The sequence below is a fragment of the Arthrobacter sp. OAP107 genome, assembly GCF_040546765.1.
Taxonomy (GTDB): domain Bacteria; phylum Actinomycetota; class Actinomycetes; order Actinomycetales; family Micrococcaceae; genus Arthrobacter.
The window spans coordinates 5135100-5156436 of the sequence record NZ_JBEPOK010000001.1 but is presented as its reverse complement, the minus strand read 5'-3'; the positions used below and the strand labels follow the sequence as shown (position 1 = coordinate 5156436).

Genomic DNA, 21337 nt, shown 5'->3' with positions numbered 1-21337 from the left:
TACCCCCTTGAGTGCCGCATTATCAGCACCCGGGTGAGACGATGAAGACGATGTCAGCAGCCAATCCGTCCTCCGACCAGCCCTCGCAGCCGGGCGAAACACCGCCCGGTGTGGCGCCCGCCAGCGAGGCAGCCTCCGGTGCCGCGCAGCCCGGCGAGGCCCGTTCCAGCGCCATCATGGCCGCGGGGACGCTGGTGTCCCGCGTGCTGGGATTCGGCAAGACCTGGATGCTCGGCGCCGCGCTCGGCCTGGGCTCGACAGTTAATGACACGTTCATCAACGCCAACAACCTGCCCAACCTGATCTTCCTGCTCGTGGCCGGCGGCGTCTTCAATGCCGTGCTGGTGCCGCAGATCATCAAGGCCAGCAAAGCGCCGGACAGGGGAGCGGACTACATCAGCAGGCTGCTCACGCTGGCAGTTCTCGTCCTGCTGTCCCTGACCCTGCTGGTCACGCTGTTTGCGCCCGCCGTCATCGAACTCACCACGCAAGGCTACTCGCCCCAGCAAAAGGCGCTGGCCGTTACCTTCGCCTTCTGGTGCCTGCCGCAGATCTTCTTCTACGGCCTGTACGCGCTGCTGACCCAGGTCCTCAATGCCAACGGTGCCTTCGGCCCGGCCATGTGGGCGCCCATCCTGAACAACGTCGTGGCGATTGCCGGCCTCGGCATGTTCATCTGGATCTTCGGTGCCAACAATGTCAACCGGCATTCGCTGGACAACTGGGGTGCGTCCCAGACATTCTTCGTCGCCGGGTTCTCCACCATCGGCGTCCTCTCCCAGACGGCCATCCTCCTGATCCCGGTATTCCGGCTGAAGCTCGGTTTGCGGCCGCGCTTCGGCTGGCGCGGGGTGGGGTTGGGTCATGCCGCGAGGCTGAGCATGTGGACGCTCATGACGGCCGCCGTCGGGCAGCTCGCGTTCCTGTACGTCATGCGCATCGCCACCATCCCCGGCGCCGAGCGTCTCCGGCTGCAGGAGGCCGGCGATCCCGCCGGTGACATGCTTCCGGGCAACGCGGTCCTGGAAGTGGCAAGCCAGCTGTACCTGCTGCCGCACTCCATCATCGCGCTCTCGCTGGCCACGGTGCTGTTCAACCGCATGACCCGTGCCTCCCAGGACGGCAACCGCGTGGCACTTCGGGACGCCCTGTCCCACGGCCTGCGAACCATGGCAGTCGCCACGGTGTTCGGCGCGCTGGCGCTGTTCGCCCTGGCCGGTCCGCTGGGCATGTTCTTCTCCGGCGGAGCCCGTACCGACGGCGTCATGCTGGCGCAGACGCTCACCATCCTGGCGCTCAGCACACCCTTCATGAGCGCCAACTTCATGATGTCCCGGGTCTTCTACGCCAACGAGGACGCCCGCACGCCGTTCTACATCCAACTGGTGCTGGCCCTGGTGAATGTGGTGGCCGCATTCTTCATCCAGTTCCTGCCGTTCGACCGGATCATTTTCGCCATCGCCGTCCTCTACACTGCGGGGAACATCCTCTCGGTGGTCGTTTCGGCGGTCTTCCTGCGCCGGCTTCTGGGGCATCTGGATGGCCCGCGGATCATCAACTCGTACATCCGCATGGGCTACGCAGCACTCGGCTCGGCAGTTGCGGGCGCGGGGGCACTGTGGCTCATGGGCAGCTACAGCCCGGTCGGCTTTGCCTGGAGCAGCCGGCCCGCCGCCTTGGTGACCATCGTCGTCGTCGGCCCCGTCATGCTGGCCGCGTACCTGGTGCTGCTGAAGCTGTTCCGGGTCACGGAACTGCGTGACCTGCTGCAGCCCCTGCTGGGGCGGCTGGGCCGTGGTTCCGGCACACCGGCGGCTGCGCCGACTGCGCCCGCCGGCTCCGGGGCTTCGGCCGCCGGCGATGGCGCTGATATTCCGTCCCGGCGTCGTCCGACGCCGGAGCGCGCCACGGTCTCTTCGGACACCGGCCTGATTCCGCGGATTTCCGGCGAGTTCGATTCCGCCTCCTTCCGTGCCGGGCCTGCGCCCCGGCCGGAACCGGAAGATTACGACGGCGCCACTTACCTTCCCGAGGAGGACGTCCCCGGAACGGCCCGCGGGAACGCCCTGCGTGGCGAGATCCCGCTTCCAGGCCGCCGGACCTACCAGGGGACCCCCGGCCAGAACCCGCATTTCCCGTCGCGGCGGCGGAGGAAAAAGTAGCACTGGCGGGCGTCTGCCAGCCCCGTCTTCCGCGGCCGTTGCACAGCATCGGCTAGGATCGAGGGGAACAAGGGTAGTTGCAGACCAAGGGGTCCGCCGGTGCGCCGGAGGCCTTCACGGGCGATGCATCGCCAGGGCCAGAAGCAATTCCCGGACAGGCTAGGAGGAACACGTGTCCCACCCGATCGATGTCGGATCAGTACTTGGCGGCCGCTACAAGGTCACGGCCACAGTGCTGAGTTCGCATGACCAGGATCTGGTGCTGGACGGTGTGGACCAGGTGCTGAACCGTCCGGTCAGCATTCTCGTGGCCGGCCCGTACAACGCCGACCAGGTGGCCCAGAGCGCCCGCGAGGTGGCCACGGGGGAGCGCCCCGGGAACGTGCAGATCCTGGACCTTGGAGTCAGTGACGCAACGACATACCTGATCACCAATCACACCTCCGCCGCGGACCTGCTGGACCTTGTGGTGGCGTCCAACCCGCCCTACGTGGAGCCGTTCTTCACCGACACCCTGGGCAGCGAGATCTTCGGCCAGGCGCGCTCCCACGAACCCGAGACTTACGACGAAGACGACGAGGTCGAAGCCGGCTATATCAACTACAACGGTGACCAGGAGTACAGCGGAGGCCAGTCCCGGCCAGCCGGCCAGGACCCTGCCACCGCGCCAAGCCCTGCCGCCAGCCGGTCCGGCCACGGGGCATCAGCCCACGCGGTTGCGGATTCCGGCTCCCCTGCACCTGCGCAGGCACCCACGGCGCCGGTGCGGAAGGCTCCCGTCGTGCCGCCGCTCCCGTCCGCCCGCCCCGCCGCTGGTCCAGCCGCCGGTGCGGCGGCTGGTGCCGCTGCCGGTGCTGCTGGTTCGCGGGGAAACAGGCAGAACGTCCCGGAAACCACTGCGCCGCAGCAGGTTCAGCCGGGTAAGCCCTACGAGCAGGACGCGGTACAGGGATCCGCCCCGCACGACAACGTCGAGCAGGCACTGCTGCACCGCGACACAGGCCGCTCCGGAAACGCCGCACGCGGCGCCGCCGGCGCTGGTACAGCGGCCGCCGGAGCTGCCGCGGCTTCCGGTGACGGCCACAACGCGTCGAAAGTGTCCCTGTGGTCCGAGAACGACTATGACTACATCCCCGAAGACGAGTACGACGACGAGGGCAGCGACGCGCACGAGCGGGACCGCCGTGCAGGCAGCTTCCCTGCCGTCGCCCGCACCGGCGCCGCTCCCGCTGCCGATTATTACGACGATGAAGACGACGAGCCCCAGAAGGAACCGCGTTCCATGCGGTGGCTTGTCGGTGGCCTTTTGGCGGCCGTCCTGATCGTCGGACTCATCTTCGCCGTGACCAACCTCGGCAGCCTCTTCAAGAGTGCACCGCAAACGGAAGCGACCCCCGGAGCCACCGCACCGCCGTCAGCCGCTGCCCAGCCGAGCACCGGAACGCCGACCAAGAGCACCGCTCCCGCCGCCGGGCCGCCGGCGATCGAGGGGATCACGCGCCAGGGCAACTTTGATTTTGCCGCGACGTATGACGACGACCTCGGCAAGGCGTTCGATGGAAACGCGGCCAGCTACTGGTCTGACATGGAGTTCGCCACCGAGGACTGGGGCGGCCTGGCTCCCGACGGTGTCCCGCTGGTGGTCAAGCTCAAGAGCCCTTCCCAGGTCTCCTCGATCACCCTGAACCAGTTGGGTGCCTCGGGCGGAAGCATTACGGTCTACACCAATGACCGCCCGTCGTTGGACGGTGCAAAGCAGGTGGGCACCAACAGCTTCACCTCGCCTGATCTCACCATGCCGTTGGCCGAACCGGTGACCGCCCAGTACGTGATCATCTCGATCAAGAACCTGCCCAAGCTCGCAGCCCCGAAGACCCGCTTTGGCTACGGCCTTCGGCTCGCGGAGATCAAGGTCCAGTAGGCGAACCTGCCGTCCGGCAGTCACGCCCCTTCCGGGCGTAACCGGCATGCCCTGGGCTGCCGAAGGCGGTACCCTTGTGGAAAGTCCCGTGGCGGTGGTTCCATGCAGGCACGGGCGTTCCCGTCTGCCTCCGAACACGTTTGGAATATTCCACACTGCCAATCAGTTGTGCCCTGTGGCTGGCCGGAAGGCTGGCGCATCGACAAAGGAAGAGGTTCACCGTTCAGTGAGCACCGCAGAAAACAGCACGTCAGAAGTACGTGATGTCATCATCGTCGGCTCCGGCCCCGCAGGCTACACGGCCGCCGTCTACACGGCCCGCGCCAACCTGAAGCCGCTGCTGCTGGCCGGCTCCGTAACCGCGGGCGGTGAGCTCATGAACACCACCGACGTCGAAAACTACCCGGGCTTCCCGGAGGGCATCATGGGGCCGGACCTCATGGAGAACTTTGAAAAGCAGGCTGCCCGCTTCGGCACTGATATCCAGTTCGAGGACGTCACCGCCCTGGAACTCGGGGGCGACATCAAGACTGTCACCATCGCAACGGGGGAGACCTTCCGCGCCCGCGCCATCATTCTGTCCACTGGTTCGGCATACCGCGAGCTCGGCCTGGCTAACGAAAAGCGGCTCTCCGGCCACGGTGTTAGCTGGTGTGCAACCTGCGATGGTTTCTTCTTCAAGGACCAGGACATTGCAGTGATCGGTGGCGGTGACTCGGCCATGGAAGAAGCACTCTTCCTCACCAAGTTCGCGAAGTCCGTGACCGTGGTGCACCGCCGCGACACGCTGAAGGCCTCCAAGATCATGGGCGACCGCGCGCAGGCCCACGAGAAAATCAACTTCGTCTGGAACACCGCCGTCGAGGACGTCCTGGGTGAAGACAAGGTCACCGGCCTGAAGCTGAAGAACCTGGTTGACGGGACCGAGTCCGAACTGGCCGTGACCGGCGTATTCGTGGCCATCGGCAACGATCCGCGCACGGAGCTCATCAAGGACAGCCTCGAGATCACGGACGCCGGGACCATCGCCGTCGACGGCCGCAGCTCGCGGACCAGCGTCAAGGGCGTCTTCGCCGCCGGCGACGTCGTGGACCCGACCTACCGCCAGGCCATTACTGCATCCGGCTCCGGCTGCGTCGCAGCGATCGACGTCGAGCATTACCTCGCAGACCTTCACGCCTGACCGGCGCGGAAAATCATTCGAAGAGAGAGACAAGGGTTATGAGCAACGCAAAAGATGTAACTGACGCAAGCTTCAGCACTGACGTACTCGCCGCTGACAAGCCGGTAATCGTTGATTTCTGGGCCGAATGGTGTGGTCCGTGCCGGAAGCTCGGTCCCATCCTGGATGAGATCTCGGTGGAGTACGGCGAGAAGGTCAACGTCGTCAAGGTGAATGTCGACGACAACCCGGCTATCGCCGCTGAGTACGGCATCACCTCCATTCCTGCCGTGTACCTGTTCCAGGGCGGCGAAGTGAAGAGCACTGTCATCGGTGCCAAGCCGAAGCAGTTCTTTGAGAAGGAATTCGCGGACGTCCTGTCCTAGCAGTAGCGGTCCTGCCGGGTCCATGCCTGCACGGTAACCGTGACAGGGAGCGCCGGCACCAGGCACACAGAGGTGGCCATCACTCCAAGGGGAGTGGTGGCCACCTCTTATTTCTTTCCCTCATGATGCAGCCCTATTCGGCCCCGTCCTTGGCAGCATTCTAGGCTGACACCTGGTCAGCAATTGCCCTTCTCGGAAGATAGCGCGCAGTCGGTTTCATTCTTCGTGCTTTAGCGTCCAGATCCCGTCAGTTACACTGACTGCCGCAGAAGCGCTCTGTTGGCTGGACAACACCGTGAAACTCCAGCTCGTCTTGCCCGGCGGTTTCAATTTACGCCGGCACCGCTCGGTAATGATCTGCAAACGGTTCCCGCAGCCTCTACTTCTGACTTGGGCCGCTTTGGGGTGAGGCTCATGATGTTTCACGTGAAACGAAGGATGCGATGGAGATCCGAGCCGCAACTTTGTTGCTGCAGCTGCAGCCGCTCCATCCCTGGTGAAAGCGTCTGACGAAGTCTATTCTCCTTCGCCGTCGTCCGACCGACCCGCGCCTCCGAATTGCCGGCTTTGCATTGAGGGTAGGCGGATCCGTGGGGGATTGATCATCCCCTGGAGCGCGCTGCCTTTTGCCATTGGAAAGCGTATCGGATTGAGGATCCGCGGTTAGCGTGCGACTTCCCCCCTCCTTTCCCCAGAAACCCTGGAGCTCATTAGTTTCCGCAGCAGTTCGTTCTCGCCGGCTCCAAGTGTTGTCTGGCGCGCCGCGAATCGGTTGGGGGAGACTATGGCCCGGTCATCCGAGTTCTCGTACGGCCACTGTAACGCCGCTCGCCCGGTTGGCTGTCCGCCCGTCGCTTGGAGCGACGCCCTTCCATGCGATGCAATTCTGTCCACCCCATGTCGCGGCGCGTTCGGCTGCTGCCGGATCAGGATCGAGGCCATAGATGCCCTCGGACGTTCCGATCGTACCGGAGTAGAACCATCGCGCGATGGGGTTTCACGTGAAACATTGTTATTCGCCCCTTCGTCGCGGAACTTGGCGACGCCGGCAGTTTCCTCACCTGAGAGACGTGCACCGGAGCTGAACTGGCCACCGTCTCTTTGCGCAACCCTTGCGGCGGCCTACGGCGCAATCCAAACAGGCGCAGATGACTGTTCCATCATGCGGGGTGCCTGGCCTTCTTACCGGTAATTCAACTGAATCTGCTAGATAAGAGCGCACAGGGCGTATGGGCTCATGCACAATCCCGCAACTACTCGCCAGAAAACCAAGCAAGTCTTGTACAGTATTGATGCTGAGGCGCGACCACCTAGCTGGATATTTGCAGCGGCACCTTTGCGCCCCCATCTTCCGACGCAAGACCTAATCGGTCCTGATGAGCGATGCCCGACCATTGATCAGACTCTATTTCGGGCAAAATCACATGGTTTGGGCCACATCGACATTCAGTCCATCAGCTTTGGCATGCCTGGGCATCGGCTAACGTGAGCCCTTTCTGCTGTGCACACGTGGCGTCCGGAAAGCTCGGCAAATCATCGAGTCGGCCCAGCGGCGGGCGAGTGCGCGACACAGGACACATTCCGGTCATCGAAACCTTCACGGTCGCCCACATCAGGGCCTGTACGAATCAGTTTCAAGATTCACGGCTCCATTCACAGGGGAGCGGTGAAGGGGGTCCCAGCAAACCTTTGCAACTGACCACGTTGCCTTAGGGATCTCGAGTGGCCCCGGTGTCCTCGGAAAACCCGCCTGCTGCTTCCCCACGCGAACGTTCGTCCTCCTGGACGGGTGGCCGGTACAGTTCCTAATGCAGTTTTCCCTGTTGAACGTGCCTGCGCCCGATGCGGTCCGGTCCCCACATCAGTACGCCTACACACCAGCAGCCACGGGGCAACGGCCAACCACACCACCTTCCATCGGCATCTACCGGACGCCGTTTCACTTGAAACGAAGAGCAGTCCCGACTTCTATAGAGAGGCGTACTGCTGTCGTTTCACGTGAAACATTGACCCCTTACATCGGCCGGTCCGCGTTGTGGGCGCTATCTGCAGTAGGCGGGAATTTTGGCAGTTGGTGCCATCCGCCCAAGAGTAAAATTCAGTGGCACTCGGCCAATTTCCTGCATCTACACTCCGCCGGGTTTCGAAGTCCACGTCAAATGAAGTTGTTGTCGGCCCGTCTCACTCAGTGACAGATTTGAAGGGCGGGAAACGACACTTGCATCACTCCAGCCGAACAACCTCAATCAGCGGCAACGAAGCAAGAACTCGGAACATGTGTGGGTGTGACCCAGTATCAAGTCGTGAATCGAACGGAAGACCGACACCCAAGGACCAATCCAACTCGACTAGCGCTCATCGTTTCACGTGAAACCGGCCGGCCAAGCGGGCAATTCACAAACCGTGCCACGACAGATCGAGGAGCCCTACCACTTCGTGCCAGTAGTCAGTACCCTGCCCGACGAAGGGTGGGGCACGGCCCGGGCGGACCGCCGCCCAGGAATGCTTGGCCAAGAAGCGGCAGAGGTCTATAGCCTGCCGGGAGTAAGTGGATCTACCTGGATGGCCCAAGCGCGGCGAGGGCAGCGCCTGAAGCTGCCCACTCGGACCGCCGACCCTGAGACGTCGCTCCTTCCTTTGCCGAAGCGCTAAGTCGTACGCACCGTAAGAACAACTCAAACCGCCGGGCGGTGGCGCAGAATCCCCAGCGCGGAGCAGCCCTCCCGTTCCCTAGAACTAGCCTGCCAGAGACAAGTGCAACATGGACTACTGCAGTCCAAGAGCCCCATTAGGCCAGGGCATCTGTGTGCTGGCCAACGGGCCCCGCGTACCATCGCCCCGCCAGCAGAAGGCACTACGCAAGCGGATGGCCTGCATCGGGCTCGACACGCTTAGAGCCAGGCGAGAAGTAGCGTGCCTGCCAGCATGCACAGAACCCCTGCGGTCCCGAGGACGCGCCACTCTGCCATCAGAATTCACCACCCCGGGGCGAGCATCCGAGCAGAGCAATTGGCTGGTCAAAGAAGAGCTGGTCAAAGAAGAGCTGGTCAAAGGAGGTCAGCACCAACGGGACGGTGGACTCGGGAATGTAGGGCCCGTCGACCGCAGACTGAGAGCCACCACGCGATCACGCCGGGAAGTTAACGCAATCCGCAAACCAGAGAAAAGCGGCAATGCCGCCCACGTCCAGCCTTCGGCGCAACACCAGGCCTACACCGGTCCTACGGGCATGTGGAACAGTCACCCAGCAAAGAGCTTGTTTGACATGGACGCGGGAGTCACTGAAGATCTGTATTCAAGCAGGACCGCCGTCGGCGGAGCGCGCATCCACCCACCACGCATTCTGCGTTAGCGACAGAAGAGAGCCCGATACGCTGCTAGTTGCACATCCGGCAGGCCGCGCAGCCGTACACGGGGGTACCACGGTCCGAGCTTCGGACGTGCGGACGTTCACGAGGCGACTCAGAAGACTGACGTAAGTCGCGCTGGCAGACCGCAAAATGACCGGCAATCGGCAAGTTCGAGGCCCGTGCCCTGCCGATGTATCGAGTCTCACCATGACATTATTCACAGTCTTATCCACAGCCAAATCCACAGCGTTATCCACAGCAGGATCAGAGGGCCTGTGGATTAGCTTGCGGCGTCCGTGAGCAAAATCACGGCCGCCGGCTTCCTGGGCACTCGTGCCGCCCGCTTGCGCAGCTGCACGTCAGAGGGTGACCGTCGTGGCGTTCGCCGGGATCGCTGCGTTTAGACAGCTCGCAAAACACCAATTTCGATTGATAGCCATGTCCCGAACCGCTTCCGGCACCCGTACCGCAGCCAGGACGACAAAGGCAATGGCCGTTTCACGTGAAACAGGCCGCGCAGTTCGACGCGGAATGGCGGTGCTCGAAAGGCACCGGCTCGTCGGACTAGGACACTCGAGTCCGTGGGCCCTGTCATATCCCCAACTTTACCCACAGGTTTATCCACAGGCTTATCCACCGGGTTATCACCAGCGAAATTGGCTATAGGTGCACAGGCACATCACGGGCGCGCCGTCGCCCGTCGGGACTGTTAGTGCTAGGCGTCCGCCGCCAGCGACATGGCCAGCGGCATAGACGGTCTGCGGACTCAGCGACCAGACGCCGACTGACTTCTCATCACGGCGAACCGCAGTTCCCAATACAGACGAACCCAAGTTCCCAATACGGACGAACCGCAGTTCCGCTCGCCTTGGTGCGATCGGGATGCAAAGCAGTAGGCCGCATCGCTTGCGTCTGGCTAGGAAAATTCCCGTGCCGTTTCACCAACTACATGATCAGAACTCTGGTGGCGTGGAGTGCTCCTGGCCTAGGCCCCTCACCTTTCCTCCTCTGTATGCGCAAATGAGGGCCAAAGCGGTGGTGACTATGTGGGACTGAAGGGCCCACATACCGCCAGTTCGCGCCGATCCATTTCAACCCTCCCGTTGTCGGACTGCAACTACCATCCGTGTCTGCGTCCCTCGAAAGTCCAGGCATGGGACTGGTCAATGCCAGGAGAGCGCATGCGCATGTTTCACGTGAAACTGTCCTCCGCCGACCCTGGGCGGAAATACGCGGTGAGGGTGCGCGGGGCCTGCTGGAACTCTACCTGCGGCCAGCCCGATCCCCGATCAGGGACATCTACAGCCGATCCACTTCTGCGGTGCCCCATTGCTCGTCTTGATGCAACCTTCGGGTACCCGGTGAACCGCTCACACCGCGAACCCTCGGCACAGAAGAAGGCACTAGTGCGGTCAGCACGAAGCCGGCAGGCCGACAATAGACACCGTCACCGACCAGCGCGTTGGTGTTGGCCATACACTGCGCCTGTGGCCGCGGCCGAAGCGCCAGGGAAACCCCACCCTTCATCGCCTCAGCCCAGTTGTGGTCCAGCCTGCACCAGCTGGGCCTGCCATTCTGGATCTGATTACTCTCTTGGAATTTCGAGTGGGTCTCTTCGCTTGGTCTGCACATGGGGGGATTATCGCCACCCCCGCACGCTTCCAGTTATGTTTGCAGCCACGGCTATCTCTTCCGGCACGCGAGGGTGCCGCTAATTGGTGTCTTCGGATATAGTCCTCTCTTGCCTATCTCTGCGGCGGAAGCCGCTAGCCCGAGGGAGAAACTTTGTTGCCAGTCCAGGCATTGGGGTGAGACCTTCCGCCTCGCGTCTCCTGTTTCACGTGAAACCAATGCGCCCGGCGGCGCAATGCCACGGAAGCGGTCGTACGGTCTGCGGCAAGTTTCACTGTGCAGGGTGTATCGTCACGTCGGTTCCGGTGATTCCCACCTATCTGGTTCTCAGCTCCTGGGAAGCGCAATACGTCAGTCGGGGGTAGCGGAGTCGGCAGTGGATGGAGAACCGTCCCCGATTCTCGGCAGATGGGCTAGGCGGGCTGCACGTGGGCGAGCACGAGCCCGTCAAGATCGAACCGAAATTGGCCGACCATTCTCAGACGAGAGGGGAGACCTGGCCAGGTAAAAGTAGGCAGCTTTGCTTATCGCGACACGCCTCGGCCATGTTCCCTTCGATAAGGGGAAGGGAACGAGAACAGCGGCGCGGACAAACACAAAGCCGCACAAAAGGATCTGCGCCTCACCTGCACTTGCTTCGATCTCCTCAGGGTTTCACGTGAAACGTTGCCCGCACGACACCGGCAAACTCTGCAGCACGCTGCATCACAACTCAGGCCAGCGCGGAGCGCGATGATGCGGGCCCCCGCCGGGTGGGCGGGCGCTGCGCAGCCTAAGGACCAATATATGTGCGTCCCAGCGATCAGCGCAGGAATCGTGGCTACCGTGATGGCAATACCTCCACGTGATCCCGCAAAAGCGCGCCGGTACGCCACCACGCGCGTCCGGCCATTCCTGAAGTGTAGACCGCCAGCAAAGTAGGACATCACAAGAGGCAACCACTACCGCCTACGGCCCATTGGAAGGCCGAATGCATCCATGAGAGCAGACAAACGCCAGGGCCCGACAGGTCCTCGTACGTAGGCACGCAGTTCCCACCAGACCACCCGCCAAGACAGAACCTACCGTGAGGCTGCGCAGACGTCTGTAGTGGCCCTCTGGAGGTGCCTCAGTGCCGACTTCGGACGTCCACAGACTCCCGTCCTCCGACCAGAAGCGCATAGTCCGTACTCTTCGGACGCTCCCTCGTCCGCTGGCAAATCATGAGGGTAACGCTGCTATCGGCAGCGGCGCGGGACACGACAAGTACACAGTTCCGCAGCGAACCATATACGCTCCAAGGCACCGGGCCTCAAGCTTCCTCACGATGCAATTTGCCCAGGTTCACTCCGCGACCACGTGCACGATCTACGTGAAACGGACCAGCAAAAAAACCAGGGACCCGGAGACCAGCCAACGTTGACAGCTGGCAGTGGGATCGAGGCGGACCGCAAACGGCAAACAGAAAAGGGCCCGTTCACCTGAACGGGCCCTGATCTTCAACGGATTCCTTAGTTGTCGCTCCCCGGTGCAAGGACGTCCATGATGCGGTTGAGGTCTTCAACGCTCGCGAACTCAATGCTCACGCGGCCCTTGCGCGCGCCGAGCGAGATCTTCACGTTGGTATCGAGTCTGTCCGACAGCGAGGAGGCCAGGTAATCCAGCCGCTCGTGGCGGGCCCCCGGGCGGGGAATGTTGTTCTTAGCCGGCGTTGCCGGTTCACGGTGCAGCGTGACCGCTTCCTCAGTGGCACGGACAGACATGCCCTCCGCAACAATCTTCTGCGCCAAGCGCTCCATGGACGCTGCATCGGGAAGGGAGAGGAGAGCCCGGGCGTGGCCCGCCGAGAGCACATTGGCGGCGACACGACGCTGCACCAGCGGGGGGAGTTTCAACAGCCGCAGGGTGTTGGACACCTGAGGGCGCGAGCGTCCGATACGGTCAGCCAGCTGCTCGTGCGTTGTGCCGAAGTCTTCCAGCAGCTGCTGGTACGCGGCTGCCTCTTCGAGCGGATTGAGCTGGCTGCGGTGCAGGTTCTCCAGAAGAGCGTCACGGAGGAGGTCGTCATCCGTCGTGTCACGCACAATCGCCGGGATCGTGGAGAGTCCGGCGGCCTGAACTGCACGCCAGCGGCGTTCACCCATCACCAGCTCGTACGGTTCTCCACCCGTTTCGGTTGAAGTCCGCACCACAATTGGCTGGAGGACGCCTATTTCCCGAACGGAGTGAACAAGCTCCGCCATGTCGTCCTCATCGAAGACGGTACGGGGCTGTTTGCGGTTGGGGTGGATGTCCGCGACCGGGATTTCGGCAAAACGGACGCCGGGCACTTCGACGAGCTCGACGTCGTTGTCCGGGGCAGCGGCGGAGTCAGCCTTACGTGCGCTGCCGGCAGTCTTCTGTGCATCGGGACCGGCAGACCGGGCGGCGTCGTTGGACGTGCCTGTACCAGCATCCTTGGCGGCAGTCTTCGCCGTGGACTTCGCTGTGGAGGACTCCGCATCAGAAGCGTCGTTGGCATCTGCTTCGGCCGGGGCCGAAGCCTCGGCCTTTCGGCCGGACTGGCGTGCCGGAGCATCATTGAGGACAGACATGTCGGTCTCTACGGCGGGAACAGGTTCAGCCGTCTTCCGCGCCTCAGGGAAGAAGAGATCCACAGGGCGCGACGGAGCTGCTCCGTTACCCGAAGCGCCTGCGGAAGCGGAACTTGGAATGAGTGCGCCAAGACCGCGACCGAGCCCGCGTCGCTTATCGCTCATGGATGATTCCCTCCATCGGAAGAGCCCGGCTATGCCGGGCTCCGGCTGTTGCTGTGTTTGGAAAATTCTAACGCTCAGCGATTTCCGCTGCGGCTTCCAGGTAGGACAACGCGCCGCTGGAGGATGGATCGTAGGTCATCACAGTCTGTTGGTAACTCGGTGCCTCGGAGATCCGCACAGAGCGGGGAACGACGGCGTCAAGGACCTGGTCCGGGAAGTGCTGCCGGACTTCAGCGGCGACCTGGGCGGCCAGGTTGGTCCGTCCGTCGTACATGGTCAGCAGGATGGTGGACACTTCCAGATCCGCGTTCAGGTGCTTCTGGATCATCTCGATGTTCTTCAGCAGCTGGCTCAGTCCCTCGAGCGCGTAGTACTCGCACTGGATGGGGATGAGTACCTCGCTGGCCGCGCAGAAGGCGTTGACCGTCAGAAGGCCAAGGCTCGGCGGGCAGTCGATGAAGATATAGTCCAGCCGCTGCTCGCCCTTCTTCTGCCGGGCTTTGGCATAGACGTCGATGGCGCGGCGGAGGCGCTGTTCCCGGGCCACCAACGAAACCAGTTCGATCTCGGCACCGGCCAGGTGGATGGTGGCCGGGGCGCAGATGAGGTTGCTGATATCCGGGCACTGGGCCACGACGTCCGCAAGCGCCACATCGTTGATCAGCACGTCATAGATGCTGTCGACGTCGGCATGGTGCTCAATGCCCAGCGCCGTGGATGCATTGCCCTGCGGGTCGATGTCGATGACCAGGACGTTCAGGCCGGCCGCCGCCAGGGCCGCAGCGATGTTGACAGTGGTGGTGGTTTTACCGACACCGCCTTTTTGGTTTGAAACCGTGAAGATTCGTGTCTTCTCCGGCTTCGGCAGGTTACGGCCAAGGAGCCGCTCACGCCGTCGGTTCTCGTGGGCGAGCTCCCGGGCGATGGGGCTCGAGTCATCCAGGGTGTCCAGGACGTTGCCGCGGGCAGCGGTTTCACGTGAAACCTTGGCGGCCCCGGTGCCTGCAACCGGATTAAATTGATTTGCCGTGGTAGCGACCGGTGATACGCCAAAGGCACGCGCCGACCCCAGGGACACGAACGGGGGAATCCGTTGCGTGGAGGTTTCGCTACTGGTCACTGGGACACACTCACTCTCGTTCGGCTTTCACTGCCGTTCTCTAGCCTAACCGCTTCACCCTATGGACCCGCGGCACCGTGCGGGGCTAGGCGCTCTTTTGGGTCTTCTTAACTACGATCCGCACCACGGTGGTGGGCTCCTCGAGCAGGTTTTGTCCTACTGTGACAACGGATGTCTCCACACCGCCCAGCTTGCGGATGGCCTTGGCCGCCTTCTCGATTTCCTCGGCAGCGCTGCGGCCCTTGATGGCCACGACTTCACCTTCGCCGCCGAGCAGCGGAATGGTCAGGCCCGCAAGGTTGCTCAGCGCGGACACAGCCCGGGCGGTCACGACGTCGGCCGTCACCATTCCAACAGCCAGTTCGGCACGCGTGCGCATGACGGTGACGTTACTCAACCCAAGATCGTCAACCACTTCCTGCAGCCAGATCACCCGGCGCTCCAGCGGTTCGATGAGGGTCAGTTCCAGGTCAGGACGGGCAATTGCCAGGCAAAGGCCCGGCAGGCCGGCGCCGCTTCCGACGTCGGCCACGTGGCTTCCCTGGGGAATCTCACTTTCGATCACCGCGCAGTTCAGGACATGCCGTCCCCAGAGCCGTGGGATCTCCCGGGGACCAATGAGCCCACGCTCGGTCCCGGAGGTCGCCAGGTGTTCGACATACCGTTCAGCCAGGCCCAGGCGGTTGCCGAAGATCTTCTCCGCCGCCTGACGCTCGGCAGCCGTCATTTCAACCATCAGTACGTCAGCCAACGGTTCAGTCGGCGGAAACGACGATGTGCCGGCCTGCACCCTCGCCCTCGGACTCGCTGACGAATCCAAGGTCAGCAACGGCGTCGTGGACGATCTTCCGTTCGTATGCGCTCATGGGCTCCAGTGCAACGGCCTCACCGGTTTCCTTGACGCTGGCGACCGCGTCCTCTGCGATCTTCTGCAGGTGCCCCGCGCGTTCCTTGCGGTAGCCGTTGATGTCCAGCACCAGGCGTGAGCGGTTCTCCGTCGCCGAAAGAACCGAGAGGCGGGTCAGCTCCTGAAGGGCTTCCAGCACCTCGCCGTCGCGGCCCACGAGGCTCTCGAGCCCGGCGGACTCTTCCTCGGTCACGATCGAGATGTAGGTGCGTCCGTTGCGGACCTCAATGTCAATGTCGCCGTCGATGTCGGCAATGTCGAGCAGTTCCTCAAGGTAATCGGCGGCGACGTCGCCCTCTTCTTCCAGGCGGCTTGCCGACGTGCCCTTGCCCGCGTTTACGGTGCCGGCAACGGAGTCCTGGTCTTCGCTGGTTTCAGCGGAAAGTGCGTGCTCAGAGCTCTCAACAGACATTACTTCTTCTTCCTGTTCTTACGTTGTGGCTGGGTGCGCTGCGTCCGGGCCTGCGCAACCGCAGCGGCGGCAGCTGCTTCCGCTTCGGCGTCGACCTTCTTGCCGCCCAGGAGGGGGAGGGCCGGAAGGCCCTTGGCGGCACGGCGCTCGGCGAGGGCCTTGGCGGCGGGGGACCCCGGCGTCGGCATGCGGCGGATGACAAAGAACTGCTGGCCCATGGTCCACAGGTTGGTGGTGGTCCAGTAGATCAGGACACCGATAGGGAAGTTGATGCCGCCCACACCGAAGACGATGGGCAGGATGTACAGCATCATCTTCTGCTGGCGCATGAACGGGCTGGCCATGGCCTCTTCCGACATGTTCTTGGCCATGATCTGCTTCTGCGTGATGAACTGCGAGGCCGTCATGGCCAGGATCATCACGATGGAGAGGATCCACACCGCGACTACGTTGCCACCCTCGGGCGTGCCGTGAAGGAGTGTCGCGGAGAGCGGTGCACCGAAGATGCTGGACTCGTCGAACTGCCTGACCTGCTCAACACTCATGGCGCCGATACCCTGGCCGCCCGCCTTGGCGGAGCTGATGCCGGAGAGCACCTGGAACAGGGCAAAGAAGAACGGCATCTGGATGAGCATCGGGAGGCAGGCAGAGAACGGGTTGGTGCCGTGCTTCTTGTACAGGGCCATCTGCTCCTGCGCCATGGCCTGACGGGAAAGCTGATCGGTCTTGCCCTTGTACTTGTCCTGCATCTTCTTCAGGTCGGGCTGCAGCAGTTGCATCCCGCGCTGGGCCTTGATCTGCTTGACGAACACAGGAATCAGGGCGGCACGGATCACCAGCACCAGCCCGATGATGGACAGCGTCCAGGTCCAGCCGTTCGCGGCCGGCAGGCCGATGAAGCTCAATCCGTCATGGAAGCCGACCATAATGACCGAGACCAGCCATTTGAACGGGGCCATGATTGTTCCAAAGAAGTCCATACGATTTCCCTATTCGTCAGGCCGCAGCGCGGCCTTCTTCATCAGTCTGAGCAGCCAGGTACTTGTCCGGGTTATTCAGCACAACAATTCTGGGGGTCCGGTTTTCAGGCCATTCCCGGTGGCCGGCGGGGACATGGTCCACGCCACCGGCGTTCCACGGGTGGCAGCGTGCCAGGCGCCGGGCCGCGAGCCAGCTGCCCTTGACAGCACCGTGCACGGTGACCGCTTCAAGCGCATAGGCCGAGCAGGAGGGAAAAAATCGGCAAACCTGGCCGTACAAGGGCGAAACCACCTTGCGGTAGGCCAGAAGCAGAAGAATGAGGATATTGCGGGGCAGGTTCCAGATAAAGCTGCCCGTGGCCGCTGCTGCGGACTTGGGGGAACGGACGACGGCGGCAGTAGGGTCAAGCACGCTGTGTCCCTTCCTGTGGTGTTGCGTCCGGTGGCGTTCCAGCTGGCCGTTTTCCGGTCACCGCCGGAAGGCGGCCAGCCAGCCGCCTCATGGTGTTTTCCAGGGCGGCGTTGTAATCCGCCAGGAGTTCATCCCAGCTGGCTGTTGCGGAGGCGGGCAAAGCACGCACCACAATAGCGAATCCGGTGCCGTACTCGTGCAGCGAGACAGCGCCGGCTTCTCTTAGTCTCCTCTTAACGAGGTTCCTGGCGACAGCGTTCCCGACAGCTTTGGAAACGATGAACCCGATGCGGCTGGGCTCGTCGGCTCCGATAGTTGCCGTATATAACACTACGTTCCGGCGTCCATTGCGGACGCCGGAACGTACAGTTGTTGAAAAATCGGTTGCAGTCCTCAGGCGGTTACGGGTGGCAAGCACCGCTAATCTCGCAGAAGGAAGAAGACCGACAAGTCAGTATTTAGGCCGACAGTTCGGTGCGGCCCTTGCCGCGGCGGGCGGCCAGGATGGCGCGGCCGGCACGGGTGCGCATACGAAGGCGGAAGCCGTGCTTCTTGGCCCGACGGCGGTTATTCGGCTGAAAAGTCCGCTTGCTCACGTTAGTTACTCCAGTGGATCAAAGGTGCGCCCACCCGATCAGTAAAGGGGAAGAACTGGCCGACGCTAAGTTTTGTATGTGTCTGCCTCACCCAGGTTTTTTCCGAACACGCGAAGTGTCCGGAAGTCCAAAATCGGGTCAGAAAGCAGGCACAAAGGACTCCACAACGTTAGGGCAAAACGCCGCCGGGAGTCAAACCAGCAGGCCGTCCGGCGTGTTTCCCCAGCTGTGGCTAACGGGCCACCAAACCTGTGGATGAAGCAGCTCACAACCGCCGTTTTCGAACCACAACGGTGTAATTATCCACAAGGCACTTCCCAGCTATCTTCTAGGCTTTGCATCCCCTAGAGTGTCCCAGTAGCCGATTATCCACGGACTGTGCATAACCCTGTGGATTAAGCCGGGCCAGCACCCTGGTTCCGGGCTTGCGGCTGCATGTAATGCAGGCAGCAAGCTTTGAGGAACCAAATTTGATGACAGTAGACGAAGCCAACCACGCCAACACTGTCGGAAGTTCCTGGCGGCGCGTGGTGAATCTTCTCGAACAGGACGACCGCGTCTCGCCTCGGCAACGCGGCTTTGTCATCCTCGCGCAGGCCCAGGGCCTCATCGGTTCCACCCTCCTCGTCGCAGTGCCCAACGAACTGACCCGCGAAGTGCTCCAGACCCAGGTCAAGGACGCTCTCGACGACGCTCTCCGCAACGTCTTCTCGGACGACATCCGCTGCGCAATCGACGTCGACACTGATCTGGTGCCCATCCACCAAGAGCCGGAACCCGCCGTCGAGCTTTCCCTCGCAAACGATCCCTCCATCGAGCAGAAGCCGCAGCCCATGCTGCCGAGCACTTCACACGAATTCGGACGGCTCAATCCGAAGTACGTTTTCGACACCTTCGTGATCGGATCCTCCAACCGGTTTGCCCATGCCGCAGCCGTCGCTGTAGCCGAAGCCCCCGCCAAGGCCTACAACCCGCTGTTCATCTACGGCGACTCAGGTCTGGGAAAGACGCACCTGCTGCACGCCATCGGCCATTACGCCCGGCGCCTCTACAGCGGCATCCGCGTCCGGTACGTCAACTCCGAGGAATTCACCAACGACTTCATCAACTCGATCCGTGACGATGAAGGCGCCAGCTTCAAGACCACCTACCGCAACGTCGACGTCCTGCTGATCGATGACATCCAGTTTCTTGCCGGCAAGGACCGGACGCTGGAGGAGTTCTTCCACACGTTCAACTCGCTGCACAACAACAACAAGCAGGTGGTCATCACCTCGGACCAGCCGCCCAAGCTGCTCGCAGGGTTCGAGGACCGGATGAAATCCCGCTTCGAGTGGGGCCTGCTCACAGACATCCAGCCGCCCGAACTCGAAACCCGTATCGCCATCCTCCGGAAGAAGGCCCTGAGCGAAGGCCTCTCCGCCCCGGACGACGCGCTGGAGTACATCGCCTCGAAGATCGCCAGCAACATCCGCGAACTCGAAGGCGCCCTCATCCGCGTCACGGCTTTCGCCAGCCTCAACCGCCAGCCGGTGGACGTGGCCCTCGCGGAGATGGTGCTCAAGGACCTCATCACCGACGACGGCGCCCAGGAAATCACCTCGAGCCAGATCCTGCAGCAGACGGCGGACTACTTCAAGCTCAGCATGGAGGAGCTCTGCAGCAAGTCCCGGACCCGGACGCTGGTGACCGCACGGCAGATCGCCATGTACCTGTGCCGCGAGCTGACCGACATGTCCCTTCCCAAGATCGGCCAGGAGCTCGGCGGCCGCGACCACACCACCGTGATCCACGCCGACCGCAAGATCCGTGAACTCATGGCCGAGCGCCGTGTGATTTACAACCAGGTTACGGAGCTCACCAACCGGATCAAGCAGCAGCAGCGCGACTCCTGATCCAAGGTACTTAACCTTATTAACAGGTGCATGTGGATAAGCCTGTGGACAGTTAAGGGGACAACCGCGGTTAATGGGCTTAAAACCCTTAAGGCGTCTGTGGATCACCGAACCAGGCCAAAAATCTTGTCCCCATCCACACCCTGTTTAAAACCTGCCGAACCCACAGTCCATGAACAGGGCTTAACCGCGGATCCGCGCCGGGAAACCGGGTTATCCACAGTTTCCACAGCAGTTATTAACACTACTAATCCCAAAAAATTGAATTCCCTCAAACAACAACCTCGTTCCCGGACCTCCACCGCACCGGCCGATGGCCCGGCCACAGGCGGCCGGCTGAGCCGGCATCAAGAGCGGGGATGGGGAATGCCTGTAGTTCCGGCTAAGCTGTCTGCAGCGCTCCCATCCCTGGGTCTGTTTGCGGTCGGCCATGCGTGGACCATGCAGGTTCAGGGACTTGGGGGCAACGGTCCTGTGGGCTCCTAGCGAGTTCCCGTTCAAAAATGGCAGCAGCAATGAAAGGCGGCACCCTTCCGTGAAGTTCAGAGTCGAACGGGACGTCCTGGCAGAAGCCGTCACATGGACAGCCCGGTCGTTGTCTCCGCGGCCGCCCGTACCCGTGCTTTCCGGCCTCCTTCTCAAGGCCGAATCCGGGACCGTCAGCCTGTCCAGCTTCGATTACGAGACCTCTGCGCGGCTTGAAATTCCTGCCGACATCAGGGACGAAGGCACCATCCTGGTTTCGGGGCGGCTTCTGGCTGACATCTGCCGCAGCCTGCCCTCGGCGCCGGTGGACATCGAGACCGACGGCAACAAGGTGACTCTCACCTGCCGCCGAAGCAGCTTCCACCTGGCCACCATGCCCGAGGCCGAATACCCGCCGCTGCCCGCGTTGCCCACCATCACCGGAACTGTTGCCGGCGACGCGTTCGCCCAGGCCGTATCCCAGGTGATCATTGCCGCGAGCAAGGACGACACGCTTCCCATCCTCACCGGCGTGCGGATGGAGATCGAGGACGATCTCATCACCCTCCTGGCGACGGACCGTTACCGGCTCGCCATGCGGGAAGTTCCTTGGAAGCCCGTCACTCCGGGCATCTCCACCAGTGCCCTCGTCAAAGCCAAGACGCTCAACGAGGTTGCCAAGACTCTGGGCGGCAGCGGTGACATCAACCTCGCCATCGCCGACGACGACAGCCGGCTGATCGGCTTCGAAAGTGGCGGACGCACCACCACGTCGCTCCTGGTCGACGGCGATTACCCCAAGATCCGCTCGCTGTTCCCGGATTCGACGCCGATCCACGCCACCGTGCAGACCCAGGAGCTGGTAGAGGCGGTCCGCCGTGTCTCGCTCGTGGCGGAACGCAACACCCCGGTCCGGCTCGCGTTCACCCAGGGCCAGCTGCACCTTGACGCTGGCACCGGCGAGGACGCCCAGGCCTCCGAAGAGCTCGAGGCCCAGCTGTCCGGCGATGACATCACCGTTGCCTTCAACCCGCATTACCTGGTTGAAGGCCTCAGCGTGATTGAAACCAAGTTCGTGCGCTTCTCCTTCACCACGGCACCCAAGCCCGCCATGATTACCGCGCAGAACGACGTCGACGGCGAAGACCAGGACGACTACCGCTACCTCGTGATGCCGGTGCGACTGCCCAACTAAGCCA

General features: G+C 62.5%; 14 protein-coding genes. 6 read left to right on the top strand and 8 right to left on the bottom strand.

Annotated elements, in window-relative coordinates; translation table 11 throughout:
• The first annotated feature begins 50 nt into the window (after positions 1-50).
• The 4 genes from murJ (at position 51) to trxA (ending at position 5631) form a co-directional block, all read left to right on the top strand.
• Positions 51-2162: a murein biosynthesis integral membrane protein MurJ gene (gene murJ / locus ABIE00_RS23640; protein WP_354263039.1), complete on the top strand. Its 2112-nt coding sequence runs from the start codon at positions 51-53 to the stop codon at positions 2160-2162.
• A 172-nt stretch (positions 2163-2334) separates the two neighbouring features.
• Complete coding sequence (locus ABIE00_RS23635; RefSeq protein WP_354263038.1) at positions 2335-4083, top strand: ABC transporter substrate-binding protein; 1749 nt, start codon at positions 2335-2337, stop codon at positions 4081-4083.
• A gap of 226 nt (positions 4084-4309) precedes the next feature.
• On the top strand, positions 4310-5266 hold the full coding sequence (trxB, locus tag ABIE00_RS23630) for a thioredoxin-disulfide reductase (protein WP_354263037.1): 957 nt from the start codon (positions 4310-4312) through the stop codon (positions 5264-5266).
• A 38-nt stretch (positions 5267-5304) separates the two neighbouring features.
• Complete coding sequence (gene trxA / locus ABIE00_RS23625; protein WP_003800194.1) at positions 5305-5631, top strand: thioredoxin; 327 nt, start codon at positions 5305-5307, stop codon at positions 5629-5631.
• Between the two features lie 6472 nt (positions 5632-12103).
• On the opposite strand, the gene ABIE00_RS23620 is transcribed toward trxA, so the two are convergent.
• From ABIE00_RS23620 to rpmH, 8 genes are all read right to left on the bottom strand, one after another.
• Positions 12104-13351: a ParB/RepB/Spo0J family partition protein gene (locus tag ABIE00_RS23620; protein ID WP_354263036.1), complete on the bottom strand. Its 1248-nt coding sequence runs from the start codon at positions 13349-13351 to the stop codon at positions 12104-12106.
• 67 nt (positions 13352-13418) lie between these two features.
• Complete coding sequence (locus tag ABIE00_RS23615) at positions 13419-14471, bottom strand: ParA family protein (protein WP_354263035.1); 1053 nt, start codon at positions 14469-14471, stop codon at positions 13419-13421.
• Between the two features lie 85 nt (positions 14472-14556).
• Positions 14557-15207, bottom strand: a complete 651-nt coding sequence (rsmG, locus tag ABIE00_RS23610) for a 16S rRNA (guanine(527)-N(7))-methyltransferase RsmG (RefSeq protein WP_354263499.1) — start codon at positions 15205-15207, stop codon at positions 14557-14559.
• Positions 15208-15226: 19 nt separating this feature from the next.
• The gene (locus ABIE00_RS23605; RefSeq protein WP_354263033.1) at positions 15227-15790 is read right to left on the bottom strand and encodes a Jag family protein; all 564 of its coding nucleotides are present in this window, start codon (positions 15788-15790) and stop codon (positions 15227-15229) included.
• Positions 15790-16770, bottom strand: coding sequence for a membrane protein insertase YidC (gene yidC, locus ABIE00_RS23600; RefSeq protein ID WP_331575240.1), 981 nt, complete (start codon positions 16768-16770; stop codon positions 15790-15792). Before yidC ends, ABIE00_RS23605 begins: the two co-directional genes overlap by 1 nt.
• Before the next feature lie 16 nt (positions 16771-16786).
• Positions 16787-17182, bottom strand: coding sequence for a membrane protein insertion efficiency factor YidD (gene yidD / locus ABIE00_RS23595; protein ID WP_354263031.1), 396 nt, complete (start codon positions 17180-17182; stop codon positions 16787-16789).
• Positions 17175-17600, bottom strand: coding sequence for a ribonuclease P protein component (gene rnpA / locus ABIE00_RS23590; protein WP_354263030.1), 426 nt, complete (start codon positions 17598-17600; stop codon positions 17175-17177). Before rnpA ends, yidD begins: the two co-directional genes overlap by 8 nt.
• Positions 17601-17640: 40 nt before the next feature.
• Positions 17641-17778: a 50S ribosomal protein L34 gene (gene rpmH, locus ABIE00_RS23585; protein WP_003800212.1), complete on the bottom strand. Its 138-nt coding sequence runs from the start codon at positions 17776-17778 to the stop codon at positions 17641-17643.
• 473 nt (positions 17779-18251) lie between these two features.
• Between rpmH and dnaA the strand changes: the two genes are divergently transcribed.
• Both dnaA and dnaN read left to right on the top strand, forming a co-directional pair.
• Positions 18252-19673, top strand: a complete 1422-nt coding sequence (dnaA, locus tag ABIE00_RS23580; RefSeq protein ID WP_354263029.1) for a chromosomal replication initiator protein DnaA — start codon at positions 18252-18254, stop codon at positions 19671-19673.
• 535 nt (positions 19674-20208) lie between these two features.
• Positions 20209-21333 carry a DNA polymerase III subunit beta gene (dnaN, locus tag ABIE00_RS23575; protein ID WP_331575237.1) on the top strand — a complete coding sequence of 375 codons (1125 nt, stop codon included), beginning with the start codon at positions 20209-20211 and terminating at the stop codon, positions 21331-21333.
• Positions 21334-21337 lie beyond the last annotated feature (4 nt).